Origin of the sequence: Streptomyces sp. NPDC057428, from assembly GCF_042803195.1 — a bacterium.
GTDB lineage: Bacteria > Actinomycetota > Actinomycetes > Streptomycetales > Streptomycetaceae > Streptomyces.
The window spans coordinates 1-24,467 of record NZ_JBHVCT010000091.1 but is presented as its reverse complement, the minus strand read 5'-3'; the positions used below and the strand labels follow the sequence as shown (position 1 = coordinate 24,467).

General features: G+C 70.3%; 24 protein-coding genes and 1 riboswitch. Of the genes, 13 read left to right on the top strand and 11 right to left on the bottom strand.

Features of this window, described 5'->3' with window-relative positions:
* Positions 1-37: 37 nt before the first annotated feature.
* Positions 38-1,324: an extracellular solute-binding protein gene (locus tag ACFU5K_RS26405; protein WP_384065976.1), complete on the bottom strand. Its 1,287-nt coding sequence runs from the start codon at positions 1,322-1,324 to the stop codon at positions 38-40.
* 284 nt (positions 1,325-1,608) lie between these two features.
* Here ACFU5K_RS26405 and ACFU5K_RS26400 point away from each other — a divergent pair, with 284 nt between their 5' ends.
* The 6 genes from ACFU5K_RS26400 to ACFU5K_RS26375 all read left to right on the top strand — a co-directional run bounded on the left by ACFU5K_RS26400 (position 1,609) and on the right by ACFU5K_RS26375 (position 8,828).
* Positions 1,609-2,373, top strand: coding sequence for a GntR family transcriptional regulator (locus ACFU5K_RS26400; RefSeq protein ID WP_384065981.1), 765 nt, complete (start codon positions 1,609-1,611; stop codon positions 2,371-2,373).
* 180 nt (positions 2,374-2,553) lie between these two features.
* Positions 2,554-2,808 (top strand): DUF3311 domain-containing protein, encoded by a 255-nt coding sequence (locus ACFU5K_RS26395; RefSeq protein ID WP_384065974.1) that lies wholly within the window; start codon positions 2,554-2,556, stop codon positions 2,806-2,808.
* On the top strand, positions 2,805-4,457 hold the full coding sequence (gene mctP / locus ACFU5K_RS26390; RefSeq protein ID WP_384065972.1) for a monocarboxylate uptake permease MctP: 1,653 nt from the start codon (positions 2,805-2,807) through the stop codon (positions 4,455-4,457). Before ACFU5K_RS26395 ends, mctP begins: the two co-directional genes overlap by 4 nt.
* A gap of 124 nt (positions 4,458-4,581) precedes the next feature.
* Positions 4,582-5,085, top strand: a complete 504-nt coding sequence (locus tag ACFU5K_RS26385) for a GNAT family N-acetyltransferase (RefSeq protein WP_384065970.1) — start codon at positions 4,582-4,584, stop codon at positions 5,083-5,085.
* Positions 5,086-5,103: 18 nt separating this feature from the next.
* Positions 5,104-5,262: riboswitch (cobalamin riboswitch) on the top strand.
* Positions 5,263-5,397: 135 nt separating this feature from the next.
* On the top strand, positions 5,398-7,794 hold the full coding sequence (locus ACFU5K_RS26380) for a ribonucleoside-diphosphate reductase subunit alpha (protein WP_384065968.1): 2,397 nt from the start codon (positions 5,398-5,400) through the stop codon (positions 7,792-7,794).
* Positions 7,794-8,828, top strand: a complete 1,035-nt coding sequence (locus tag ACFU5K_RS26375; RefSeq protein WP_384065966.1) for a ribonucleotide-diphosphate reductase subunit beta — start codon at positions 7,794-7,796, stop codon at positions 8,826-8,828. The genes ACFU5K_RS26380 and ACFU5K_RS26375 overlap by 1 nt, the downstream gene beginning before the upstream one ends.
* Positions 8,829-8,976: 148 nt before the next feature.
* Here ACFU5K_RS26375 and def read toward each other — a convergent pair whose 3' ends face one another.
* The 8 genes from def to ACFU5K_RS26335 form a co-directional block, all read right to left on the bottom strand.
* Positions 8,977-9,615, bottom strand: a complete 639-nt coding sequence (def, locus tag ACFU5K_RS26370; RefSeq protein ID WP_384065964.1) for a peptide deformylase — start codon at positions 9,613-9,615, stop codon at positions 8,977-8,979.
* 81 nt (positions 9,616-9,696) lie between these two features.
* Positions 9,697-10,689, bottom strand: a complete 993-nt coding sequence (locus ACFU5K_RS26365; protein WP_329040459.1) for a hypothetical protein — start codon at positions 10,687-10,689, stop codon at positions 9,697-9,699.
* A 90-nt stretch (positions 10,690-10,779) separates the two neighbouring features.
* Entirely contained in the window at positions 10,780-12,030 is a 1,251-nt protein-coding gene (locus ACFU5K_RS26360; RefSeq protein WP_384065961.1) for an HD-GYP domain-containing protein, read from the bottom strand.
* On the bottom strand, positions 12,027-13,415 hold the full coding sequence (locus tag ACFU5K_RS26355) for an HD-GYP domain-containing protein (RefSeq protein WP_384065959.1): 1,389 nt from the start codon (positions 13,413-13,415) through the stop codon (positions 12,027-12,029). The genes ACFU5K_RS26360 and ACFU5K_RS26355 overlap by 4 nt, the downstream gene beginning before the upstream one ends.
* Before the next feature lie 142 nt (positions 13,416-13,557).
* Positions 13,558-13,878: a mycothiol system anti-sigma-R factor gene (gene rsrA / locus ACFU5K_RS26350; RefSeq protein ID WP_384065957.1), complete on the bottom strand. Its 321-nt coding sequence runs from the start codon at positions 13,876-13,878 to the stop codon at positions 13,558-13,560.
* The gene (locus ACFU5K_RS26345) at positions 13,875-14,531 is read right to left on the bottom strand and encodes a sigma-70 family RNA polymerase sigma factor (protein WP_030123667.1); all 657 of its coding nucleotides are present in this window, start codon (positions 14,529-14,531) and stop codon (positions 13,875-13,877) included. Before ACFU5K_RS26345 ends, rsrA begins: the two co-directional genes overlap by 4 nt.
* A 297-nt stretch (positions 14,532-14,828) precedes the next feature.
* Positions 14,829-15,491, bottom strand: a complete 663-nt coding sequence (locus tag ACFU5K_RS26340) for an alpha/beta family hydrolase (protein WP_384065955.1) — start codon at positions 15,489-15,491, stop codon at positions 14,829-14,831.
* Positions 15,492-15,508: 17 nt separating this feature from the next.
* A complete protein-coding gene (locus ACFU5K_RS26335; RefSeq protein WP_384065953.1) occupies positions 15,509-16,324 on the bottom strand; it encodes an SOS response-associated peptidase in 816 nt (271 codons plus the stop codon).
* A 73-nt stretch (positions 16,325-16,397) separates the two neighbouring features.
* Here ACFU5K_RS26335 and ACFU5K_RS26330 point away from each other — a divergent pair, with 73 nt between their 5' ends.
* The 4 genes from ACFU5K_RS26330 to ACFU5K_RS26315 all read left to right on the top strand — a co-directional run bounded on the left by ACFU5K_RS26330 (position 16,398) and on the right by ACFU5K_RS26315 (position 20,068).
* Positions 16,398-17,111: a M50 family metallopeptidase gene (locus ACFU5K_RS26330; protein ID WP_384065951.1), complete on the top strand. Its 714-nt coding sequence runs from the start codon at positions 16,398-16,400 to the stop codon at positions 17,109-17,111.
* 115 nt (positions 17,112-17,226) lie between these two features.
* A complete protein-coding gene (gene aroA / locus ACFU5K_RS26325) occupies positions 17,227-18,606 on the top strand; it encodes a 3-phosphoshikimate 1-carboxyvinyltransferase (protein WP_384065949.1) in 1,380 nt (459 codons plus the stop codon).
* A gap of 4 nt (positions 18,607-18,610) precedes the next feature.
* Positions 18,611-19,627, top strand: a complete 1,017-nt coding sequence (rsgA, locus tag ACFU5K_RS26320; protein WP_384065947.1) for a ribosome small subunit-dependent GTPase A — start codon at positions 18,611-18,613, stop codon at positions 19,625-19,627.
* A gap of 117 nt (positions 19,628-19,744) precedes the next feature.
* Positions 19,745-20,068 carry a DMT family transporter gene (locus ACFU5K_RS26315; RefSeq protein ID WP_384065945.1) on the top strand — a complete coding sequence of 108 codons (324 nt, stop codon included), beginning with the start codon at positions 19,745-19,747 and terminating at the stop codon, positions 20,066-20,068.
* On the opposite strand, the gene ACFU5K_RS26310 is transcribed toward ACFU5K_RS26315, so the two are convergent.
* Complete coding sequence (locus tag ACFU5K_RS26310; RefSeq protein ID WP_384065943.1) at positions 19,960-20,628, bottom strand: TetR/AcrR family transcriptional regulator; 669 nt, start codon at positions 20,626-20,628, stop codon at positions 19,960-19,962. The genes ACFU5K_RS26315 and ACFU5K_RS26310 overlap by 109 nt on opposite strands.
* Positions 20,629-20,764: 136 nt before the next feature.
* On the opposite strand from ACFU5K_RS26310, the gene hisN reads away from it, so the two are divergent.
* Positions 20,765-21,565, top strand: a complete 801-nt coding sequence (hisN, locus tag ACFU5K_RS26305; RefSeq protein WP_384065941.1) for a histidinol-phosphatase — start codon at positions 20,765-20,767, stop codon at positions 21,563-21,565.
* A 194-nt stretch (positions 21,566-21,759) separates the two neighbouring features.
* On the top strand, positions 21,760-22,161 hold the full coding sequence (locus ACFU5K_RS26300; protein ID WP_384065978.1) for a cyclic nucleotide-binding/CBS domain-containing protein: 402 nt from the start codon (positions 21,760-21,762) through the stop codon (positions 22,159-22,161).
* A gap of 79 nt (positions 22,162-22,240) precedes the next feature.
* Here ACFU5K_RS26300 and ACFU5K_RS26295 read toward each other — a convergent pair whose 3' ends face one another.
* Positions 22,241-23,695, bottom strand: a complete 1,455-nt coding sequence (locus tag ACFU5K_RS26295; RefSeq protein WP_384065939.1) for a catalase — start codon at positions 23,693-23,695, stop codon at positions 22,241-22,243.
* Between the two features lie 156 nt (positions 23,696-23,851).
* Between ACFU5K_RS26295 and ACFU5K_RS26290 the strand changes: the two genes are divergently transcribed.
* Complete coding sequence (locus ACFU5K_RS26290) at positions 23,852-24,271, top strand: Fur family transcriptional regulator (protein WP_384065937.1); 420 nt, start codon at positions 23,852-23,854, stop codon at positions 24,269-24,271.
* The last annotated feature ends 196 nt before the right edge of the window (positions 24,272-24,467 follow it).

The following is a 24,467-nucleotide window of genomic DNA, read 5'->3' as shown; positions in this document are numbered from 1 at the left end:
GGCCCCGTGTCGGAGCCCGTCCCCCGGCAGTCCGGCCTTACTGCTTCTGCGCGAGACGCTTGTTGAGCTCCGCCTCGACCTGCTTGGCGGCCTCGGCGTTCGACTTGCCGTTCAGGACCGCCGTCATGAAGGTCTTGATCGGGTTCGGGGCGTTCTCGACCGCGGCCCACTCGGGGATCAGCGGTGTGGTGCCACCGACCTTGGCGGACGGCGCCGCGGCCTCGGCGACGGGGTTGCCGGCCAGGTTCGTGTTCAGCGACTCCTTGTTCGGGATGACGCCGTTCAGCTTGGCGAGCTGGCCCTCGAACTGGTCGGAGAGCGCGAGCTTCAGGAACTCCTTGGCGAGGTCCTGCTTCGCGCTGCCCTCGGCCACGGCGAGGTTGGAGCCGCCGAGGAAGACGCCCTCGGGCTTGTCGGCGGTCTCACCCGGGATGGTGAAGTAGCCGATCTCCTTCTCGATGGCCGGGTTGGCCGCGATCGCCGTGCCGGCCTCCCAGCCCATGCCGATGAAGGCGCCGGTCTTGCCCTTGGCGAAGACGTCGGCCTGCTGCGGGGTCGCCTCGTCCTTGTCCTTGGGGGCCTTGGAGTAGGACTGGTACTTCTTGTACAGGTCCATCGCCTCGCCGATCTTCGGGTCGGCGAGGTTGGATACCCACCTGTCCCCGTCCTTCTTGATGAGGTCCGCACCCTTGCCGATGGTGAGACCGTCGAAGAAGTACCAGTTCTGGCCGGGCAGGTAGAGCGGCTCGGCCTTGCCCTTGGCCTTGATCTTGTCGAGTGCGGCGAAGAACTCGTCACGGGTCTTGGGGGTCTCGGTGACACCCGCCTCCGCGAAGACCGTCTTGTTGTAGAGGACCACGCGGTTGGCGAAGTACCACGGGGCGGCGTACTGCTTGCCGTCCACGACCGCGGCCTCGTTCAGGTTGGCGGCCCAGTCGCCGCCGATCTCCGACTTGAGGTCACCGAGGTCGGCGAGCCCGCCGGTCTTTGCGTACGCCGCGGTCTGGGTGTTGCCGATCTCGAAGACGTCCGGCGGGTTCTCCTCGGAGAGGGCGGTCGTCAGCTTCTGCTGGATGCCGTTCCACTGCTGGACCTCGAACTTGACCTTCGCGCCGGTCTTCTTCTCGAATTCGGCGGTAAGATCCTTCTGCCACTGCTCGGGCGTCGAGCCGTCCATGGCCCAGACGGTGAGGGTCTGTCCCTTGTAGCTGTCGGGACCGGACTTCTTGCCGCTGCTGTCGCTGCCGCCGTCGTCGGAGCCACATGCCGCCATGCTGACCATCATGCCCGCGACGCCGATCGCCGCGATGAGCTTGCGCTTCACGCCAAACCCTCCTCAGGGTGCTGCAACCCCCCCGCCCACCGCTAAGACACCGACGAGTAGTTCTGCTGGGGCTGGGACCTGGTCTTTAATGGTTTAGACCAGTACCGGGAGCTTGGCCTAGACCTTTAGGGGTGTCAAGGGTGTATAAGAAGTGCACTCGCGTCCGTTACAGGACCGACACCTAAGGGAGGGCGACGACCCGTGACCGGACCGTGCCACCATGTGAGCCGCGACAGACGGAGGAGCCGGTGACGGCAGCAACGCAGCAGTCGGGAAGGCGGATCATGGGTGCCGACGGGGCCAGCAGTACGGGCGAGACCGGTGCGGGTACGCGCACGGCACGCGTCCCTAAGTACTACCGGCTCAAGCGGCATCTCCTCGAGATGACGGACACCATGCCGCCCGGCACCCCCGTGCCGCCCGAGAGGACGCTGGCCGCCGAGTTCGACACCTCGCGCACCACGGTGCGCCAGGCCCTTCAGGAGCTGGTCGTCGAGGGCCGGCTGGAACGCATCCAGGGCAAGGGAACCTTCGTCGCCAAGCCGAAGGTCTCGCAGGCCCTGCAACTCACCTCGTACACCGAGGACATGCGGGCCCAGGGCCTGGAACCCACGTCCCAGCTCCTGGACATCGGCTACGTCACGGCGGACGACACGCTCGCCGGGCTGCTGGACATCACCGCGGGGGGACGGGTGCTGCGGATCGAGCGGCTGCGGCTCGCCAGCGGTGAGCCGATGGCCATCGAGACCACGCACCTCTCGGCGAAGCGCTTCCCCGCGCTTCGCCGTTCACTGGTGAAGTACACGTCCCTCTACACCGCGCTGGCCGAGGTGTACGACGTGCGGCTCGCCGAGGCCGAGGAGACCATCGAGACCTCGCTCGCCACCCCGCGCGAGGCCGGACTGCTGGGTACGGACGTCGGGCTCCCGATGCTCATGCTGTCCCGGCACTCGATCGACGGGCACGGCGAGCCGGTGGAGTGGGTGCGCTCGGTCTACCGGGGCGACCGGTACAAGTTCGTCGCCCGCCTGAAGCGCCCCACCGACTGACTGCGGCGCCGTCCGGCACCCTCGGATGGCCTCGCGCGACCGCGGGGGGATCCGGTCGTTCCGGGCGTCCCGCGGACCGTTGCAGGACCGCAATGCGGACGGGGGGTGACGCTGGGCGGAACCCTCGCCTAGATTTCCTGCGCATTACAACTGGTGATCAGCGAGGGGACGGAGTTGCCGATGTCAGAGAAAACCGAGGCGAAACCACCAACAGTGACACCCGCCAGGGTGGTCATCGCGCTCTGTCTGATCGCACCGTTCGTGGCGATGCTCTGGGTGGGCTCGTACGCGAAGGTCGACCCGGCCTTCATCGGGATCCCCTTCTTCTACTGGTACCAGATGCTCTGGGTGCTCATCTCGACCGCGCTCACCATGATCGCCTACAAGCTGTGGCAGCGTGACCAGCGCGCCCGTAGGGGAGGTGCTTCCGCATGAAGGACGGTGTGAACGGCGTCGCACTCGCCGTGTTCATCTTCTTCTTCCTGGCCGTCACGGTCATCGGATTCATGGCCGCGCGCTGGCGCAAGGCCGAGAACGAGGCGAGCCTGGACGAATGGGGTCTGGGCGGCCGGTCGTTCGGCACCTGGGTCACCTGGTTCCTGCTCGGCGGTGACCTGTACACCGCGTACACCTTCGTCGCGGTCCCCGCGGCGATCTACGCGGCGGGCGCGGCGGGCTTCTTCGCCGTCCCGTACACGATCCTCGTCTACCCGCTGATCTTCACCTTCCTGCCGCGCCTGTGGTCGGTGTCGCACAAGCACGGCTACGTCACCACGTCGGACTTCGTCCGCGGCCGCTTCGGCTCGAAGGGGCTCTCTCTGGCGGTGGCCCTCACCGGCATCCTCGCCACCATGCCGTACATCGCGCTGCAGCTGGTCGGCATCCAGGCCGTGCTGGACGTCATGGGCGTCGGCGGCGGCGAGAACACGCACTGGTTCGTCAAGGACCTGCCGCTGCTGATCGCCTTCGCGGTGCTCGCCGCGTACACGTACTCCTCGGGACTGCGGGCACCCGCGCTCATCGCGTTCGTCAAGGACGGCCTGATCTACCTGGTCATCGCGGTGGCAATCATCTACATCCCGATCAAGCTCGGCGGCTTCGACGACATCTTCGCGAAGGCGGGCGAGGCGTTCGCGCAGACGAACGAGGCGACGGGCAAACCGCGCGGCGCCCTGGTCCCGGGCGAGATGGGGCAGTGGGGCTACGCCACGCTGGCACTCGGCTCGGCACTGGCGCTCTTCATGTACCCGCACTCGATCACGGCGACGCTCTCCAGCCGCAGCCGTGAGGTGATCCGGCGCAACACCACCATCCTGCCGCTGTACTCCCTGATGCTGGGTCTGCTCGCCCTTCTCGGGTTCATGGCGATCGCGGCCGGGATCAAGGTGGACAACGGACAGCTTGCGATCCCCCAGCTGTTCGAGAACATGTTCCCCGACTGGTTCGCGGGTGTGGCCTTCGCCGCGATCGGGATCGGCGCCCTGGTGCCCGCCGCGATCATGTCGATCGCCGCGGCGAACCTCTTCACCAGGAACATCTACAAGGACTTCATCAAGCCCGACGCGACCCCGGCCCAGGAGACCAAGGTCTCCAAGCTGGTCTCGCTGCTGGTCAAGGTGGGCGCGCTCGCCTTCGTCCTCACCATGGACAAGACGGTCGCGATCAACTTCCAGCTGCTCGGCGGGATCTGGATCCTCCAGACCATGCCGGCGCTGGTGGGCGGCCTGTTCACCCGGTGGTTCCACCGCTGGGCCCTGATCGCGGGCTGGGCCGTCGGCATGGTGTACGGCACGGTGGCGGCTTACGGCGTCGCCAGCCCGACGCAGAAGCACTTCGGCGGCTCCTCCAAGGAGATCCCGGGCATCGGCGAGATCGGCTACATCGGTCTCACCGCCATCGTGCTGAACATCGTCGTCGTGGTCGTGCTGACCTTCGTCCTGAACGCGCTGAAGGCCCCGGCCGGTATCGACGAGACCTCGCCGTCCGACTACACCGCGGACGTCGGCGAGCCCGGCGTCAAGGCCACGCTCCCGTCGGTCACGGTGGGTGCGCCGGGCGATCACGAGCCGCTGGAACGCCTGTAGGACGCGAATCGTCCGTCCCGGCGGGGTCCGCCCTGCCGGGACGGACCCGTGTGGGGGGTGCTCATCCCGACGCCGTCGCGAAAGGTACGTGCGCCGGACAGGGCGTCTGCGGCAGACTCCGCGCATGGATGTCTCGATCAGACCGGTCCGCGCCACGGAGCACGAGGCCCTGGGTGAGATCACCGCCCAGGCCTATCTCGGCGACGGACTGCTGGACTTCGGCTCCGCCGATCCGTACCTCGAACAGCTCCGCGCCGTCGGACGGCGCGCCGGGGAGGCCCTCGTACTGGCGGCGGTCGGCTCCGGCGGCCGCCTGCTGGGAGGCGTCACCTACGTGGCTCCCGGCAGCCCGTGGGCGGATGTCGCCCGGAGCGACGAAGCCGAGTTCCGGATGCTGGCCGTCTCCCGGGAGGCGCGTGGCCGGGGTGCCGGCGAGGCGCTCGTCGGGGCCTGTGTCGATCGGGCACGCGCCACGGAGGGGCTCTCCGGGGTCGTGCTGTCGACCCAGTCGTCCATGGAGGCCGCCCACCGCATCTACCGGCGCCTCGGCTTCGTACGAACCCCGGAGCGGGACTGGAGCCCTCTCCCGGGCTTCACCCCGCTGCTGACGTTCCGCCTCGCCTTTTGACCCATCGCGACACTACATGTGGGGGCTGCCTCGATCGGCAGCCCCCACATGTATGCTCAACCTCGTTGTCGCCGCAGGGGAATCCGGTGCGAATCCGGAACTGTCCCGCAACGGTGTGATCGGTGTGCGTTCGCGCACCGCGGAGTCCGAAGACCTGCCGACAGCGCGTCCGGCTCGACCGAACCGGACGCCGAGACGTCCGGGCCCCGCGGAGGGCCGGTGGACGCCGTGCGCGCCGTGCCCCTCCCCGGGTGTCCCGCGCCCGGCTGCCCCGCTCCCCGCAGGCCCCGAGCCGAGCGAGGGATAGCCCCAGTGACCATCGCGCCAGCCGACCCGGTTTCAGCCACGGAATCCGAGAGCCTCACGACCGACGCGCCCGGGACCGCGCTGCTGCGGACCCTGACCGGACTCACCGCCGATCTTCCCGACACCGACCCCGGACGGGTCGCGGCCGCCGCGCTGCGCGGCCGGAGCGCGCGGGCGGACGAGGCCGAGCTGCGCTCGCTGGCCACCGAGGCGGCCGCGGGTCTGATCTCGGAGGACCCGGCCTACTCCCGGCTCGCCGCCCGGCTGCTCACCCGCGCGATCACGGACGAGGCGGCGGGCGAGGGCGCGGTGTCCTTCTCCTCGTCGGTCGCCGTGGGGCGCCGCGAGGGCCTGATCGCGGACCGTACGGCCGAGTTCGTCACGCTGCACGCGGCAGCTCTGGACGCGCTGGTGGAACGCTCGCTCGCCGACGGGGCCGACGACCGCTTCGGCTACTTCGGCCTGCGCACGCTGCACAGCCGCTATCTGCTGCGCCACCCGCTCACCCGGCAGGTCATCGAGACCCCGCAGCACTTCATGCTGCGCGTCGCCGCCGGGCTCGCCGAGGACACCTCGCAGCGCGCTCTGGACGAAGTGGCCGCCCTGTACGGCCTGATGAGCCGCCTCGACTACCTGCCGTCCTCGCCGACCCTCTTCAACTCCGGCACCCGGCACCCCCAGATGTCCTCCTGCTACCTGCTGGACTCGCCGCTCGACGAGCTCGACTCGATCTACGACCGCTACCACCAGGTGGCCCGCCTCTCGAAGCACGCGGGCGGCATCGGCCTCTCGTACTCCCGCGTCCGCGCCCGCGGTTCGCTGATCCGCGGCACGAACGGCCACTCCAACGGCATCGTGCCGTTCCTCAAGACGCTGGACGCCTCGGTCGCGGCGGTCAACCAGGGCGGCCGGCGCAAGGGCGCCGCCGCCGTCTACCTGGAGACCTGGCACGCGGACATCGAGGAGTTCCTGGAGCTGCGCGACAACACCGGTGAGGACCAGCGGCGTACGCACAACCTCAACCTCGCGCACTGGATCCCGGACGAGTTCATGCGCCGCGTCGACGCGGACTCGGACTGGTCGTTGTTCTCGCCGGCCGATGTACCCGAGCTGGTCGACCTGTGGGGCGACGATTTCGACGCGGTGTACCGCGCGGCCGAAGCCAAGGGACTGGCGCGCAAGTCGATGCCGGCACGCGAGCTGTACGGCCGCATGATGCGCACCCTCGCCCAGACCGGACAGGGCTGGATGACGTTCAAGGACGCGTCGAACCGCACGGCGAACCAGACCGCCGAGCCCGGCCGGGTCGTGCACTCCTCCAACCTGTGCACCGAGATCCTCGAGGTCACCGACGACGGCGAGACGGCCGTCTGCAACCTCGGCTCGGTCAACCTGGGCGCGTTCGTCGCCGACGGCACCATCGACTGGGATCGGCTGGACGCCACCGTGCGCACCGCCGTGACCTTCCTGGACCGGGTCGTCGACATCAACTTCTACCCGACCGAGCAGGCCGGCCGGTCCAACGCCCGCTGGCGGCCGGTGGGCCTCGGCGCGATGGGGCTGCAGGACGTCTTCTTCCAGCTGCGGCTGCCCTTCGACTCCCCCGAGGCCCGCGCGCTGTCCACGAGGATCTCCGAGCGGATCATGCTGGCCGCCTACGAGGCCTCCTGCGACCTCGCCGAGAGGTCGGGCCCGCTCCCCGCCTGGTCCGAGACCCGCGCCGCCCGGGGTGTGCTGCACCCCGACCACTACGACACCGAGCTGAACTGGCCCGAGCGCTGGGACGCGCTGCGCGCCCGGGTCGCGAAGACCGGGATGCGCAACTCCCTGCTGCTCGCCATCGCGCCGACGGCGACGATCGCCTCGATCGCCGGGGTGTACGAGTGCATCGAGCCGCAGGTCTCCAACCTCTTCAAGCGCGAGACGCTCAGCGGAGAGTTCCTTCAGGTCAACGGCTACCTGGTGGACGAACTGAAGCGGCTCGGCGTCTGGGACGCACGGACACGTGAGGCACTGCGCGATGCCAGCGGTTCCGTGCAGGGCTTCGCCTGGATCCCGGAAGACGTCCGGGCGCTGTACCGCACGGCGTGGGAGATCCCCCAGCGCGGTCTGATCGACATGGCGGCCGCCCGTACGCCGTTCCTCGACCAGAGCCAGTCGCTCAACCTGTTCCTGGAGACGCCGACGATCGGCAAGCTCTCCTCGATGTACGCGTACGCCTGGAAGCAGGGGCTCAAGACGACGTACTACCTGCGTTCGCGCCCTGCGACCCGGATCGCCCGCGCGGCGTCCGGGAAGGCCTCCGCGGCCGCCCCCATTCCCCTGCAGCAGGCGTCGGCGCCCGACGCGGACGCGATCGCCTGTTCCCTCGAAAACCCCGAGTCCTGCGAGGCCTGCCAGTAATGAGTACGTCCGAGAACAAGAACCTGCTGGACCCGGGCTTCGAGCTGACCCTGCGCCCCATGCGCTACCCGGACTTCTACGAGCGCTACCGGGACGCGATCAAGAACACCTGGACGGTCGAGGAGGTGGACCTCCACTCGGACGTCGCCGACCTCGCCAAGCTCTCGCCCGGCGAGCAGCACATGATCGGCCGGCTGGTGGCGTTCTTCGCGACGGGTGACTCGATCGTCTCCAACAACCTCGTGCTGACGCTGTACAAGCACATCAACTCGCCCGAGGCGCGCCTCTACCTGTCGCGTCAGCTGTTCGAGGAGGCCGTGCACGTCCAGTTCTATCTGACGCTGCTCGACACCTATCTGCCCGACCCGGCGGACCGCGCGGCGGCGTTCGACGCGGTCGAGGAGATCCCCTCCATCCGCGAGAAGGCACAGTTCTGCTTCCGCTGGATGGCTGCCCTGGATGGGGAAGGAGGGGTCGAGAAGATCGAGCGGCTGCAGACGAAGGCGGACCGCCGCCGCTTCCTGCTCAACCTCATCTGCTTCGCCGCGTGCATCGAGGGACTGTTCTTCTACGGCGCCTTCGCGTACGTCTACTGGTTCCGCTCGCGCGGTCTGCTGCACGGTCTCGCCACGGGCACCAACTGGGTTTTCCGCGACGAGACGATGCACATGAACTTCGCCTTCGAGGTGGTGGACACCGTCCGCAAGGAGGAGCCGGACCTCTTCGACGACGAGCTCCAGCAGCAGGTCACCGACATGCTGAGGGAGGCGGTCGAGGCGGAGCTGCAGTTCGGCCGCGACCTGTGCGGCGAGGGCCTGCCCGGCATGAACACCGAGTCGATGCGCCAGTACCTGGAGTGCGTCGCCGACCAGAGGCTCACCCGGCTCGGCTTCCCGCCGCTCTACGGCTCGGAGAACCCGTTCTCCTTCATGGAGCTGCAGGGCGTGCAGGAACTGACGAACTTCTTCGAGCGTCGGCCGTCCGCCTATCAGGTGGCGGTGGAGGGGTCCGTCGGCTTCGACGACGACTTCTAGACCGCTTCTGACACCTGGCCCACGACCTGGCGTACGGGCACCGCGCAGCCGGGCGGCGTACGAGAAGTGGCTGGGCCTCTGGTGCACGCTCACCAGACGGCGGAGGGGTCCCGCCGGCGGCGGGACCCCTCCGGGAGAATGTCCGGGATCAGTCGTTGGGGACGACCTCGTAGCGGGGCGTGCCCTCCGCCATCTGCTTCAGCGCGTCCTTGCGGTCCCGCTTCGAGAGCCGGTCGATGTAGAGGTAGCCGTACAGGTGGTCCGTCTCGTGCTGGAGGCACCGCGCGAAGTACCCGCTGCCGCGCACCTTCACGGCGTTGCCCTCGGCGTCCTGACCGCGCACGACCGCGTAGTCGGGGCGCGCGAGCGCGGCGTACGCCGTCGGGACCGAGAGGCAGCCCTCGTTGGAGTCGTCGAGGTTGCGCTGCTCGGGCGCCAGGTCCTCAAGGACCGGGTTGCAGATCACGCCGACGTGCCGGACACCGTCGTCGTCCATGCAGTCGTACACGAAGACCTTGCGGTCCACGCCGATCTGGTTGGCGGCCAGGCCCACGCCCTCGGCCGTCCGCTGACTCGCGAACATGTCGTCGATCAGCTGCGCGAGCTCGTCGCCGAACTCCGTGACGTCACTGCACTCCTTGTGCAGGACCGGGTTGCCCACGACCGTGATCGGACGGGAGGTGCCGCGCTCGCGGTACGCCGCCTCACGCGCCTCGCAGTCCTCGGTGTCCACGAGGAAGCCCTCGTCGTCCACACCGGTCCGCTCGTCCGTCTCCTGCTGCGACATGTCCGCCGTACGCCTTCCTGCAAGCCTGAAACCCGTGATCACCGCACCGGGATCGGTGCGCGTACAGCCTACGGGCACCGCTCAGCAGACTTCTTCCAGATCGCGCCACTCACGGCTGTCCGGACTGTCCGCCACCCAGCCGTCCAGGAGTCCGCGCACCAGCCCGGCCGGGGCCGCTATCCCGCACTCGCGCTCCGGAACCCAAAGGTCACCGGCGGTCCGGTGGCCCAGGGGGCCTGGGTGGCCCGGCTCGCTGTGGTCGTGCGGATCGAGGTGCTCGCCGTCGCCCTCGTCGCTCTCCATCCGGCTCTCCGAACAGGCACGGCACAGCAGCCGCACGGAGGACGACCAGTCCTCCGCCGCGAAGCCGGCGTCCGAGGCGAGCTGCTCAAGCGCGTCCCGGTCCGCCTCGGTGGCGGCTTCCAGCAGCACCACCCAGGTGGGGACGGGTGACGGTGCCCACAGCTCGATCTCGTCGAAGACCGGGTAGGACGGCCCGGCCGCAGTGACCCGCTCGCCGTTCGGCACGCCGTCGTGCAGGACGACCTCACCCCAGCGCCGCCCGGAGGACGGCAACGGGATCGACAGCACCTCCAGCCGTGCCGGATCGAGCCTGCGGCCCCAGACGACCTCGGCCTCGCCCTCGGGCGAGAGCCGCACGGCCGCGCTGCCGAGCTCCATGCCCGTGGGCTCGCTGTTGGCCGCGGCGTTGTACTGGCCGCTGCCGGGCACCTTGAGGCCGTAGGCCTGCCAGGCCCGGCGCGCCAGCGGCCAGTCCTGGAGCGCGGTGGCGGCGATACCGACGTTCCACCAGTCCGGGGCGCCGGACTCCCGGTCCAGCAGGGCGACGGCCCGCAGTCCCGCGGCCCTGGCCTGCTCCCAGTCGTGCCGGAACTTGTGCAGCAGCGCGAGATTGAACCAGGACTCGGAGAGCCAGGGCTCCAGGTCCGCCGCGCGCGTCAGCAGCGCCCCCGCGTCCTCGTACCGGCCGTCGCCGATCAGCGTGAACGCGCGGTCCGTGGCCTGCCGCCAAGAGGCGGACGGCCGATGCCGTACCTTCCCGAAGATCCTCACGATTCCCGCCTGTCCCGACTGGACACCCTCGTTTGCCGCTCTCTTCGCATCCAACCATGCCGGGCAGGACGCTCGCTCATTACCCATGGGTTACCCGGTCCGCACCGGCAGGGCACCGCCTCGCGCCAGGACCCTGGCCAGCGCTTCCACCACCTGTGGCTGGTAGTCACGGCCGGTACCGAGCCTGAGATGCTCCAGCGCCCGCAAGGACCCCTTGCCGCCTTCCCCGCACAGGTCGTCGTACGCGTTGACCGCACGGACGATTCTGGCGGCAGTCTGCTGCTCCCGGTAGGGATCCGCCTGCCGCTCCACCACCACGGCCACCGCGGGGTCCACCCCCGTCTGCCGCACGACCGCCCCGCCGAGCAGGGCGATGCGGCGCTGCTCGTCCACAGGGAGGGCCGCGGTGGCCCCGTCCGGCACCGGATCGACGAGCGAGAGCTGGCCGATGTCGTGCATGAGCGCCGCGTACTCCAGGACGGTCAGCTCGGGTCCGCCGAGCCCGAGCTCCCGCCCCACGGCCGTCGAGAGGTCGGCCACCCTGCGGGCGTGGCCGTGCGGGGTGTAGCCGGCGATCTCTGTGGACCGGGCCAGCGACGCGATCGTCTGCCTGTAGGTCGTGCGGACGGCGGCGTACCGGCGGAACGACACCTGGGTGAGCATCAGCGGGACGCACAGGACGGGCAGCGCCCACAGGCCCGCGGCGGCGACCCCGAGGGCCATCACCGCACCGGTCGCGCACACCGCGGGGCCGATGCCGCTGAGTGCGCGCAGCTCGTCGCGGAGCCGCGGCCCGTACGGGCGGTCGGTGTCCGCCGTGAGTGCCGCGAGTACGGCCTCGCAGAGGGCGGTGAGCACCAGCAGCAGGAGCAGGAGGACGGCGACGTACGGCCCCTCGCCGAGCCAGCGGTCGCTCAGGCCCGAATGGTGGAGCGGCTGGAAGCACACGGCGGCGAAAGCGGCGGCCAGGACGCGGCGGGCCGCCTGGTCGGGACCGGGACCGCTGCCCCGTGCCAGGTGGGGCACGGAGGCGAGGAGCTGCGCAGCGACGACGACGGTGACGACCTGCAGGGCGCCGTGCGTCGTCTCCTGCCCGCCGCTCCGGCCGAGCAGGGCGTACGCCAGCGCTCCAGCGGCCCCCAGCGGCGCGGGTTCGCGCTCGCCGGGCAGGGCGCCCCAGCGGGCCAGTTCACCGACGGTGACCAGCAGGCCGAAGGCGAGCGCGTGGCCGGGCTCGGCGAGGCCGTTCCACAGCGTATGAGCGAGTGCGACGGCGGCGAGGGCCGTCGCGGCCGCCCGGACCACGAAGGCGGCACGCTGGGTCCCGCGCGAGGGGGTCACAGGGGCCGTCCCGGCCGGTCGGGCGCCCCGGCGGCCGGCGGCCGCTCCCCCGGGCGCTTCTGCTGCGGCAGAAGCGCCGGCTCCTCCTCCGACGTGACCGTGTTGGCCGCCGCGGACCAGCCGTGACGGTCGAGCGCGCACGCCAGGGCCCGCACCATCAGCGGATCGAACTGGCTGCCGGCACAGCGCCTGAGCTCCTCGACGGCGGCGGGGACCGGCCGTCCGCGCCGGTAGGAGCGGGTCGAGGTCATCGCGTCGAAGGCGTCCGCGACGGCGACCACCCGGGCGAACTCCGGGATCTCGTCACCGGCGAGACCGTACGGATACCCGCTGCCGTCCAGCCGCTCGTGATGGTGCAGGATCGCGGCGCGCGCCTCGTCGAGGAAGCCGATGCCCCGGACGATCTCGTGCCCGTACTCGGGGTGCAGTTCGATGACCCTGCGCTCCTCGGGGGTGAGCGGACCGTCCTTGCGCAGTACCCGGGTCGGGACGCCGAGCTTGCCGATGTCGTGCAGGATGCCGGCGAAACGCAGCGCCTCCATCCGGCTCTCCTCCATGCCGAGTTCACGCGCGATCAGCTCGGAGGCGCGGCCCACCCGCTCACTGTGCCCGCGGGTGTAGCCGTCCTTGATGTCGACCGCCTGGACCAGCGCCCTGATGGTGGCGCGGTGCGCGGCGTGCCGGCGGTGGTACTGCGCGAACACCCAGCAGGAGATGTACATCGGCAGCAGGACGAACAGCGCGGAGACCGGCCCGTACGAGCTGCGCCAGAGGACGGCCATCATCAGTCCGGCGAGGGCGTGCACCAGGTGCGGACCCACCGAACGGGCCGCGAGCCCCCGCCACGCGTGCCCGACCGCCATCCGCTCCGCCGTGACGAGGATGCCGCCGTCCAGCGCCGCCAGGACGAGGCTGAAGACGAGGGCCGTCGCGCAGGCCGGGAGCAGGGCGTACGGAAGGTCCGGCAGGGCTCCTCCCGCCGCGCCTCCGAGCGTGGCGGGCCCGCCCAGGAACGCGTAGGTCCACGATGCCGCACCCACGGTCAGGGCGAGCTGCGCGGCTCGCCAGACCCGGCGCGCCGCGAACGGCGGCCGGTCGACCCGGCCCGCCAGGGAGCCGGGCACTGCGACGAGGACGGCTGCCGACGGCGTCAGCAGGAAAGCGGCGGCGAGGAGCAGGGGGAAGAACGATCCGGCGTCCACCGGCAGTCTGCTGCCGAGGACGGGGACCCGGCCCGCGATCTCACAGGCCAGATGGAGCGCGGCGAGGAGGGCGAGCGTGCCCCAGGGGGTCGCGGCGCCCGACAGCGCGGGCGCGGCGCAGAAGGCGGCACACACGGCCACGCACAGAATGTGGACGCGCGCCGCCCCCGGTGTGCCCCTCACCCGTATCGCCCGCCCCCAGCCTGGTCAATGAGGGCGCCAGGCTAGCGACTTGGGCTCCATGGAGGACCCGAACCGGCCGGATTAGCACATTCGGGTGACACGACCGGGGGTAACGGCGCTTAGTGCGCGGGGACGGAAGCCGTCACTCCGCGGCGGCGGCCGGGCGGTCGGCGCCGCCCACGGCCACGTCCTGTTCGGGAACGGCCTGTCCCGAACGGATCAGGTCGATCCGCCCCATCACCTTCGAGCGCAGATCGGCGGGCACGTCGTCCTGCCCGCAGCAGCGCTTGACCAACTTCTTCACGGCCTGCTCGAGGCCGTACTTCTCGAGGCACGGGGAGCACTCCTCGAAATGCACCTCGAACTTGGTGCAGTCGCCCTCGGGCATCTCATGGTCGAGAAACTCGTAGAGATGATCGAGAACCTCTGAGCAATCCGTCTCGTGCGGCTCTCCGCAGCTCATGAGGCCGAGCCTTTCGTTTCGTCCGACTCACCGGCGCCGGCCGGGACGAGCCCGCGCTCGCGCGCGTAGTCCTCCAGCATGCCGCGCAGCTGACGGCGCCCCCGGTGCAGTCGGGACATGACCGTACCGATGGGTGTCCCCATGATGTCCGCGATCTCCTTGTACGCAAAGCCCTCTACGTCCGCGAGATACACAGCGATCCGGAACTCTTCCGGGATCGACTGCAGGGCCGACTTCACGTCGGAGTCCGGCAGGTGGTCGAGCGCCTGGGACTCGGCCGAGCGCAGACCGGTGGACATGTGCGACTCCGCACGTGCCAGCTGCCAGTCCTCGATCTCCTCGGCCGCACTGCGCTGGGGTTCGCGCTGCTTCTTGCGGTACGAGTTGATGAAGGTATTGGTGAGGATGCGGTACATCCACGCCTTGAGGTTCGTGCCCTCACGGAACTGGTGGAAGGAGCCGTACGCCTTCGCGTAGGTCTCCTGGACCAGGTCCTCGGCATCCGCCGGGTTGCGCGTCATGCGCAGCGCCGCGGAGTACATCTGGTCGAGATATCCGAGGGCGTCCCGCTCGAAGCGCGCGTTGCGCTCGGCAGTCGTCTCCTGCGCACGGCCGTCGTCGGTCCCTGTGTCGGTCCCAGTGACCGGACCCACCTCCTCCAACGATGTGGCGGGGCCGAAAGCGGACCCACTCGCCTCGGAGAATAGTCGACCTTGCTGCTGCGCGGGCTGTCGCTCCGCTGTGCCCGGCGCGCGCCCGGGCGCGCTCTTGGCCGCGTGAAGCACCGTCCACTCGAGTTCGGCGGCGTTCGAGCGGCTCGGGCAGATGGTGGAACCCATGCGACGGACTCCCTCTCCACGTACGACGTTGTTGTACCGACACCAGCCACAACAGCCGCCCCCCATGCCGCATTCCCGGGCCTCGTGCCGACGGGCCGAGTGTGAGCGGGACTACCCGGGCAGGGGAAGTGCGTCCAGCCACCCGGCCACCGCGCCGGTGAGCAGGTCCATGGCCTGATCCTGGGTCAGCGGGGCCTTCTTCGGGACGGCGAAGCCGTGGTCCGCGTACGGCACCTCGACAAGCCCGTGCTCCCCCGAAGGAAACTCCTCCGGACGCCCGAACGGGTCGCGGCCGCCCTGGACCACCAGTACGGGCACCCCGGCCCCCAGCAACTCGTCCTGACGGGACTTCTCCGGGTTGCCCGGCGGGTGCAGCGGGAAACTCAGCGCGAGCACCGCACGGGCGCCCAGTGCGGCAGCGGTCCGGCAGGCGACCCGGGCCCCCGCACTGCGCCCGCCGGCGACGACGGGCAGCCCGGGTGCGATCAGGGCGGGCCACAGTCCGCTCCAGCCGGTGTCCAGGGTCCGGGGTGCCGGCGCGAGCTTCTTCCCGGCCACCCGCCACGGCTGCTCGACCAGGGCCACGGTCACGCCGCGCGCCGGCAGCGCTGAGGCCAGTGCCTGGATGTCACGGGCCTCGATGCCTCCCCCGGCGCCGTGGCCCAGAGCCAGTACGAGGCGCGCGTCCTTCGCCGGGAGCCAGGTGATCCTCGCTTCCCCGGCGTCCGTGGCGACGGCCTCTGTCCTCTTCGATGTCCCTGTGGTACGTCTCACGGGGCCATCCTGCCGGGTCAGAAGAGCGTGCTCACCTCCGGCGCGGCCAGCTCCTCCAGGAGTTCCGGGCCGTTGTTGCGGACGTTGCTGACGGTGGTGGCCACCGGGTAGGCGCGCATCAGGCCGCCGGGCGGCGGCGCGAGCAGTGCCTTCAGTTCCTCGACGTCGGTCCGCGAGGGGTCGAGCCAGTCGTCCCAGCGGTCCGGCGTGAGCATCAGGGGCATACGGGGGTGGATGTCGGAGAGCGAGCCCGGCCCTTCGGCGGGGGCCACGGCGAGGGGTGACGTCTCCGCCTCGGTGGTGATCACGGAACAGGTCACCCACCAGGCCTGCGGGTGGTCGTCGGGAAGGGTGCGGTCCCGCCAGAACTCGTACAGGCCTGCCATGGCGAAGACGGAGCCGTCGGCGGGCGTGACGAAGTACGGCTGCTTCCGGGGCCGCTTCTTCTTCCCCTTCTCCTCCAGCTGCCGCTCGTCGGCGCCGGTGACCCACTCGTAGTAGCCGTCCGCCGGCAGGATGCAGCGCCTGGAGACGAAGGAGCGGCGGAAGGACGGCTTCTCGTGGACGGTCTCCGCGCGCGCGTTGATCATGCGTGCGCCGCCCTCCGGTGTCTTCGACCAGGACGGCACGAGCCCCCATTTCAGGGTGCGCAGCTGGCGAACCGGCCGCTGGTCGTCCGCGTCCTTCACAGGACGGTCCAGAATCGCGTAGACCTCCTTGGTCGGCGCGACGTTCCAGTCGGGCTCCAGGGTCTCGGTCGGTTCCCACTTCTCGACACCGAAGAGCCCGGTCAGGTCCTCTGGCCGCCGACTCGCTGCATACCGTCCGCACATAAGTGCCAGACTGCCACGACCCGCCGGTCGAGTGGACGTGAATCCCTCGAGGATGGAAGGAGCCGCCCGCGTCATGGACAGCACCGATCTGGGTGAGCTGTGGGACCGCGTCTTCGGAACCCAGCCCGCCCCCGCACAGTGGCTGGTGGTCGTGACGGCCACAGCGGCGCTCGTCGCCGTCGTGCCGAACCTCATATGGCGACTCTCCCGGAACGCGATCACCATCGCGCACGAAGGCGGCCACGGGCTCGTGGCCCTGCTCACCGGACGCCAGCTGTCCGGTATCCGCCTGCACTCGGACACCAGCGGGCTGACCGTCAGCCGGGGCAAGCCCACCGGCATCGGCATGATCCTCACGGCGGCGGCCGGCTACACGGCTCCCCCGCTGCTCGGGCTGGGCGGGGCGTGGCTGCTGGCCGCCGGCCGGATCACCCTGCTCCTGTGGCTGGCGACCGCGCTCCTGGCGGTCATGCTGGTCATGATCCGCAACCTGTACGGGGCCCTGACCGTCATCCTCACGGGCACGACGTTCCTGCTCGTTTCATGGCTGACGTCGGCAGAGGTCCAGGCGGCGTTCGCGTACACCGTGGTCTGGTTCCTGCTGCTCGGCGGCGTACGCCCGGCGTTCGAGCTGCAGTCCAAGCGGCGTCACGGCGGTGCGCCCGACTCCGACGCCGACCAGCTCGCACGGCTGACGCACGCTCCGGCGGCGATGTGGCTGTTCCTCTTCCACGTGGTGTCGCTCAGCTCGATGATCGGCGGCGGGCGCTGGCTGCTCGGGCTGTGAAGGCGGGTGAGTGGGCGCGGGTGGGCACCGGCCCTGTATCACCCTTGTATTACGCCCCGGTTTCTGCCCTTTTGATCAGGATCTGGGTTTGCGGTGAGCCACTAAAGTGAGAGGCATGACCGAAAGTGCCGTGCACCCTGCCCTCTGGCCCGCCCCCCGTGCGACCGGGGCCGTCGACGCGACCGTCACCGTGCCCGGATCGAAGTCGGTCACCAACCGCGCTCTCGTGCTCGCCGCACTGTCCTCAGAGCCCGGCTGGCTGCGCCGCCCGCTGCGGTCCCGCGACACCCTGCTGATGGCGCAGGCCCTGCGCGCGATGGGGGTCGGCATCGAGGAGGGCGTGGGCCCCGACGGCTCGGGCGAGGCCTGGCGGGTCATCCCGGCCGGTCTGCACGGCCCGGCCCGGGTGGACGTCGGCAACGCGGGTACGGTCATGCGCTTCCTGCCGCCGGTGGCCTGCCTCGCCGACGGTCCCGTCCACTTCGACGGCGACCCCCGGTCCTACGAGCGCCCCCTGCACGGTGTGATCGACGCGTTGAAGGCGCTGGGCGCCCGGATCGACGACGACGGCCGGGGCACCCTCCCGCTCACCGTGCACGGAGCGGGTGCTCTGGACGGCGGGCCGGTGGCGATCGACGCCTCCTCCTCGTCCCAGTTCGTCTCCGCACTGCTGCTGTCCGCGCCGCGCTTCAACCAGGGGGTGGAGGTCCGCCACACCGGCTCCGCGCTGCCCTCCATGCCGCACATCCGGATGACGGTCGACATGCTGCGCTCGGTGGGCGCCCAGGTCGACGAGCCCGAGTCGGGGGGCGAGCCGAACGTCTGGCGGGTGTCCCCCTCCGCGCTGCTGGGCCGCGATCTGACCGTGGAGCCCGACCTCTCGAACGCCCAGCCCTTCCTCGCGGCGGCGCTGGTGACCGGTGGCCGCGTCACCGTCCCCGACTGGCCGCTGCGGACCACCCAGCCGGGTGACGCGCTGCGCGAGATCTTCACCGCAATGGGTGGCTCGTGCGAGCTGACCGAGCGGGGCCTCACCTTCACGGGCTCGGGCACCGTCCACGGCATCGACGTCGACCTGAGCGAGGTCGGTGAGCTGACGCCCGGCATCGCGGCCCTCGCCGCGCTCGCGGACTCCCCGTCCACGCTGAGCGGCGTCGCCCACCTGCGGCTGCACGAGACGGACCGGCTGGCCGCGCTGACCAAGGAGATCAACGGCCTCGGCGGCGATGTCACGGAGACCGCCGACGGTCTGCGCATCCGGCCCCGGCCGCTGCGGGGCGGGGTGTTCCACACGTACGACGACCACCGGATGGCGACGGCGGGCGCGATCATCGGCCTCGCCGTGGCCGGGGTGGAGATCGAGAACGTCGGCACGACCGCGAAGACCCTGCCGGACTTCCCGGAGATGTGGACCGGCATGCTCGGCGAGCCGTCCGGCGCGGTCGGCGTCGCACCCGGGGCACTCGGCGCCTCCCGCGGAAGCAGCGGGGTCTGAGGACGTGCGCCGTTACGGGAAGAACCCCGACGAGGACGACATCCGCTTCCGTCCCAACCCCAAGGGCAACCGGCCCCGGACGCACACCCGCCCCAAGCACGAGGACGCCCAGGAGGGCATGGTCCTCACCGTCGACCGGGGCCGGCTGACCTGCCTGGTCGACGACCGCACGGTGATGGCCATGAAGGCCCGGGAGCTGGGCCGGAAGGCCGCCGTGGTGGGCGACCGCGTCTCCCTCGTGGGCGACCTCTCCGGCGACAAGGACACCCTGGCCCGCATCGTGCGGATCGGCGCCCGCACCTCGGTGCTCCGCCGCACGGCCGACGACGACGACCCCTTCGAGCGAGTGGTCGTGGCCAACGCCGACCAGCTGGCCATCGTGACCGCGCTGGCCGACCCTGAGCCGCGGCCCCGCATGATCGACCGCTGTCTCGTGGCCGCGTACGACGGCGGGCTCAGCCCGCTCCTGGTGCTGACGAAGTCGGACCTGGCCTCGGCGGACAAGCTCCTGGAGGCGTACACCCCGCTGGGCGTGCCGTACATCGTGACCAGTCGCGAGGAGCTGGAGACCGGCGACGCGGCGGAGCGGGTGCGCGAGCTGCTTCACGACCGGGTGACCGCCTTCGTCGGGCACTCGGGCGTCGGCAAGACCACTCTGGTGAACGCCCTGGTGCCGAAGGACAGGCGCCGCACGACGGGCGTGGTCAACGCGGTGACCGGCCGTGGCCGTCACACCACCACGTCGGCGCTCGCCCTGCCCCTGCCGGACGACCGCGGCTGGGTGGTCGACACCCCGGGCGTGCGCTCCTTCGGTCTCCACCACGTCGACCCCTCCCGTGTGATCAACGCGTTCCCGGACCTCCAGCCGGGCACCGAGAACTGCCCGCGCGGCTGCACTCACGACGGCCAGGAGCCGGAGTGCGCCCTGGACGCCTGGGTCGCGGACGGACACGCCGATCCCGCGCGGCTCGACTCGCTGCGCAGACTCCTCTCGACCCGGGAACGGCGCGAGGGCGACTGAGCGACGGCGGGTCGGCTCGCGCGGTCCGACTCGCGTACGTTTGCGAGGTCCTGCCGCTGGTAAGGGCATAATCGCGTCGAGCGTGACGAGGCGTCACCTACGTGGGAGGCACGGACGATGGCGTGGTTGCTGGTCGTGGTCGCCGGACTGCTCGAGACCGGCTTCGCCGTGTGCCTGAAGCTCTCGCACGGATTCACCCGGCTCTGGCCGACGGTGGCGTTCTGCGCGTTCGCACTCGGCAGCTTCGGTCTGCTCACGCTGGCGCTCAAGAAGCTCGACGTCGGCCCCGCGTACGCCGTGTGGACCGGCATCGGGGCGGCGGGCACGGCGATCTACGGCATGGTCTTCCTCGACGACGTGGTCTCCACGCTGAAGCTGGTGTCGATCTCGCTGGTGATCGTCGGGGTCATCGGACTGCAGCTCTCGGGGTCCGCGGCCTGAGCCCCCGGGGCGCCTCCTGCCCGGCCCGCCGCGGGATCCGCCGGCACCAGCGTGTACGAGACGGCGAGCCTGAGCGCGATCTCGCAGGTCAGCTCCAGTTTCGCGGGGTCGTGCGCGGTCGGGCCGTTCCGCAGGGCGACGACCGCCCGGTCGCGTACGAGCGCGAGCAGTTCGCCGGGCGTGGGCAGTGCCCAACTCGCGTGATACCCGGCCGGAGGGGCTCCCGGGCGCGGCAGCCGTTCCCCCCAGACGCCGGTGAGCAGCGCCTTGACCAGCACGTTCGTCCCGGCCGCCCGGACCGTCCAGCGGGCGAGCTCAGCGGGGCCGCCCCCCTGTCCCCGGTCGGCGCCGAGTGCCCGGTCGACACCGGCCAGGTAGCCGTCGGCCGCGCGTCGGATCAGAGCGCGGGCCAGGCCGTCCTTGCTGCCGAACTCGTTGTAGAGCGTCTGCCGGGACACTCCGGCCCGGGCCGCCACGTCGACCATGCGCACCGACGTCCAGGACTGTCCGGAGAGCGCCGAGTGCGCGGCGTCCAGAAGGGCTTCACGGGCTGTCGACATCGCCGCCTCCCACGCCGGGACCTGCGCCTCAGAGTTGACGCGGCCGGGGCACCTGTCAAGGGTCCGCGCGCCGGGGAACCGGGCTCCCGCACGGGTCCGTGTCGCCCGGGCGGTTGGCTGTGGATACTGTGACGGCATGCCCGATTACCACGATGATCTGCGCCTTGCCCATGTCCTGGCGGACGCCGCCGACGCGGCGACGATGGACCGGTTCAAGGCTCTGGACCTCAAGGTCGAGACCAAGCCGGACATGACGCCGGTCAGCGAGGCGGACAAGCACGCCGAGGAGCTGATCCGGGGTCATCTGCACCGGGCACGGCCCCGAGACGCGATCCTCGGCGAGGAGTACGGCATCGAGGGCACGGGGCCGCGGCGCTGGGTCATCGATCCCATCGACGGCACCAAGAACTACGTGCGGGGCGTCCCCGTATGGGCGACGCTGATCTCCTTGATGGAGGCGGGCGAGCACGGTTTCCAGCCGGTGGTCGGTGTGGTCTCGGCACCCGCGCTCAACCGCCGCTGGTGGGCGGCGAAGGGCGCCGGCGCCTTCTCCGGCCGCAGCCTGACCTCCGCGACGCGGCTGGGGGTCTCGAAGGTCGAACGGATCGCGGACTCCTCCTTCGCCTACGCATCGATGACGGGCTGGGAGGAGCAGGGCCGGCTCGACGGATTCATGGACCTGACACGAGCCTGCTGGCGTACGCGCGGCTACGGGGACTTCTGGCCGTACATGATGGTCGCCGAGGGCTCGGTGGACATCTGCGCGGAGCCGGAACTCTCCCTGTGGGACATGGCCGCGAACGCGATCATCGTCCAGGAGGCGGGCGGGCGCTTCACCAGCCTGGACGGGGTCTCCGGTCCGGGCGGCGGCAACGCGGCGGCGTCGAACGGGCTGCTGCACGACGAGTTGCTCGGCTATCTGAACCAGCGCTACTGATCCGCGCCCGGATCGCGCCGGGGCCTCCGGCGCCCGGCACCGCCGGCTCCGTCCGAACATCCGTCCCGGTACCCACACCCTCTTGTTGAGTGCTCCGCGGGGTGCGACTCTGAGAGTCCCCCCATTTGTGAACTTGTGAATCGGCTCACGAAGGCCGTTCCCCAGTTCGCATGACGAAGGAGGTGGCTCGTTCCATGCTCGTCCGCGACGCCATGAGCAAACTGGTCCTCACCATCGGCCCGGCCCACACCCTCCGCCAGGCGGCCCGGCTGATGTCGGCCCGCCGGATCGGAGCTGCCGTCGTCCATGATCCCGACACCTGCGGCCTCGGGATCATCACCGAGCGCGACATCCTCAACGCGGTGGGCACGGGGCAGGATCCCGACGTGGAGACCGCCTCCACCCACACCACCACCGACGTGGTCTTCGCCTCGCCGACCTGGACCCTCGAAGAGGCCGCGGAAGCCATGACGCACGGGGGCTTCCGCCATCTGATCGTGCTGGACGGCGACGGCCCGATCGGCATCGTCTCGGTGCGCGACATCATCCGGTGCTGGACCCCGGCCAGGCGGCGGCCCGCCGAGCTGGTGGTCTGACGGGAGCCGGGCACAGCCGCGGGCCGGACCCCTGAACTGTCCAGGGAGGATCCGGCCCGCCGCCGCCGACAGGCGTCCGTTACTGGCCGCGCAGGGCCTGGACCGCGGCATCCAGTCGCTTGCCGAGGTCTCCGTCGGCCTGACGGAAGTTGTTGACCGCACGGTCGGCTATGTCGTCGCGCGAGACCTTGGCGATGAATCCGGCGAGGTTGTCGATCAGCCGGGTCTTCTCGTCGTCCGAGTACAGCCGGTACAGATTGCCCGCCTGCACGAAGTCGTTGTCCTCGGCGTGGACCGGCGCCTCATGGTTGCCCGTGCCGCCGGTGACGGGTACGGACTGCCAGAGCGGCCTGTCGATCTGGTTCGGGCCGCCGAAACTGTTCGGCTCGTAGTTCTTCGCACCCTTGTGGCGGCCGTCGTAGAGGTGGCCGTCACGGCTGTTGGTGCGCGCCTCGGTGGCGTGCGGGCGGTTCACCGGCAGGTGGTCGGCGTTGATGCCGACGCGGTAGCGGTGGGCGTCGCCGTACGCGAAGAGGCGGCCCTGGAGCATCTTGTCCGGGGACGGCCCGATGCCGGGCACGAAGTGCGCCGGGCTGAAGATCGACTGTTCGACCTCGGCGAAGACGTTCTCCGGGTTGCGGTTGAGCTCCAGCTTGCCGATCTCGATCGGCGGGTAGTCCTCGTGCGGCCACACCTTGGTGAGGTCGAACGGGTTGAAGCGGTAGCCGGCGGCCTCGGCCGCGGGCATGACCTGGACCTGCACTGTCCAGCTGGGGAAGTCGCCCCGCTCGATGGACTCGCGCAGGTCGCGCTGGTGGCTGTCCGGGTCGACACCGGAGAGGCGCACGGCCTCCTCGGTGGTGAGGTTCTTGATGCCCTGGTCGGTCTTGAAGTGGTACTTGACCCAGAAGACCTCGCCGGCCTCGTTGTTCCACTGGAAGGTGTGCGAGCCGTACCCGTTCATGTGACGGTACGAGGCCGGGATGCCGCGGTCGCCGAACAGCCAGGTCACCTGGTGCGTGGACTCGGGCGACAGGCCCCAGAAGTCCCAGACGTTGTCCGCCTCCTGAGAGCCGGTGTACGGGTCGCGCTTCTGGGTGTGGATGAAGTCGGGGAACTTGATGGCGTCCTTGATGAAGAACACCGGGGTGTTGTTGCCGACGAGGTCGTAATTGCCCTCTTCGGTGTAGAACTTCAGCGCCCAGCCCCGGGGGTCCCGCGCCGCGTCGGCGGAGCCGAGGTTGCCCGCCACGGTGGAGAAGCGGAGGAAGGTCTCGGTCTGCTTGCCGACCTCGGAGAGGAACTTCGCCCGGGTCCACTGCGAGACGTCACGGGTCAGCGTGAACGTGCCGTAGGCACCGGCGCCGCGCGCGTGGACGACGCGCTCGGGAATGCGCTCGCGGTTGAAGTGGGCGAGCTTCTCCAGGAGCGCCTGGTCCTGGACGAGGACCGGTCCACCCGGGCCGGCGGTCTCACTGTTCTGGTTGTCGGCCACCGGTGCCCCGGCCTCCGTGGTGAGCGGTCCCTGCGTCACGCGCGCCTCCTGAAGTCTTTCCTGCGCACCGTCGTGCCCGCGCAGCCTGCCCTGCTCAATACGAATTCGATCCTACAATGGACTTCGTCCAAGTCAAGCTGCCATCTAAAGTCAAACCCACTCGGGACACAGCCTTTCCACTGTTAGGCTGGCCCTATGAGTGACCTCCTGGAACGACTTCGTGGACGCGGCTGGCGCATGACCGCACAGCGGCGCGTCGTGGCCGAGGTTCTCGAAGGGGACCATGTGCACCTGACGGCGGACGAGGTTCACGCGAGGGCCGTCACCCGGCTTCCGGAGATCTCCCGCGCCACCGTGTACAACACGCTGGGCGAGATGGTCTCCCTCGGCGAGGTCATCGAGGTCTCCACCGACCGCCGGGCCAAGCGGTACGACCCGAACGCCCACCGCCCCCACCAGCACCTGGTGTGCGGACAGTGCGGCGCCATCCGCGACGTACATCCGTCGGGCAACCCGATGGCGGACCTGCCGGCCGAGGAGCGCTTCGGCTTCACGGTCTCGGACGTCGAAGTGACCTACCGCGGCATCTGCCCGAACTGCGCAGCCACCGGCTGAGACGGCGCTCCACCGGGGCGCGCTCGCGTGGGCGCCCCGGATTTCCTACGCTGGCGCCTCGGAGATTCCTACGCTGGCGCCTTGCAATTCCTGCGTGGACACATAGGACAGGGGCCCGGATCCTTGGAAGGATCCGGGCCCCTGTCTTCAGTAGCGGGGACAGGATTTGAACCTGCGACCTCTGGGTTATGAGCCC

Coding starts and splice junctions, on each gene's coding strand:
- ACFU5K_RS26400 (WP_384065981.1), top strand. CDS start 1,609: ATGGGTGCCGACGGGGCCAGCAGTACGGGCGAGACCGGTGCGGGTACG.
- ACFU5K_RS26395 (WP_384065974.1), top strand. CDS start 2,554: ATGTCAGAGAAAACCGAGGCGAAACCACCAACAGTGACACCCGCCAGG.
- mctP (WP_384065972.1), top strand. CDS start 2,805: ATGAAGGACGGTGTGAACGGCGTCGCACTCGCCGTGTTCATCTTCTTC.
- ACFU5K_RS26385 (WP_384065970.1), top strand. CDS start 4,582: ATGGATGTCTCGATCAGACCGGTCCGCGCCACGGAGCACGAGGCCCTG.
- ACFU5K_RS26375 (WP_384065966.1), top strand. CDS start 7,794: ATGAGTACGTCCGAGAACAAGAACCTGCTGGACCCGGGCTTCGAGCTG.
- def (WP_384065964.1), bottom strand. CDS start 9,615: ATGTCGCAGCAGGAGACGGACGAGCGGACCGGTGTGGACGACGAGGGC.
- rsrA (WP_384065957.1), bottom strand. CDS start 13,878: ATGAGCTGCGGAGAGCCGCACGAGACGGATTGCTCAGAGGTTCTCGAT.
- ACFU5K_RS26335 (WP_384065953.1), bottom strand. CDS start 16,324: ATGTGCGGACGGTATGCAGCGAGTCGGCGGCCAGAGGACCTGACCGGG.
- ACFU5K_RS26330 (WP_384065951.1), top strand. CDS start 16,398: ATGGACAGCACCGATCTGGGTGAGCTGTGGGACCGCGTCTTCGGAACC.
- aroA (WP_384065949.1), top strand. CDS start 17,227: ATGACCGAAAGTGCCGTGCACCCTGCCCTCTGGCCCGCCCCCCGTGCG.
- ACFU5K_RS26315 (WP_384065945.1), top strand. CDS start 19,745: ATGGCGTGGTTGCTGGTCGTGGTCGCCGGACTGCTCGAGACCGGCTTC.
- ACFU5K_RS26310 (WP_384065943.1), bottom strand. CDS start 20,628: ATGTCGACAGCCCGTGAAGCCCTTCTGGACGCCGCGCACTCGGCGCTC.
- hisN (WP_384065941.1), top strand. CDS start 20,765: ATGCCCGATTACCACGATGATCTGCGCCTTGCCCATGTCCTGGCGGAC.
- ACFU5K_RS26300 (WP_384065978.1), top strand. CDS start 21,760: ATGCTCGTCCGCGACGCCATGAGCAAACTGGTCCTCACCATCGGCCCG.
- ACFU5K_RS26290 (WP_384065937.1), top strand. CDS start 23,852: ATGAGTGACCTCCTGGAACGACTTCGTGGACGCGGCTGGCGCATGACC.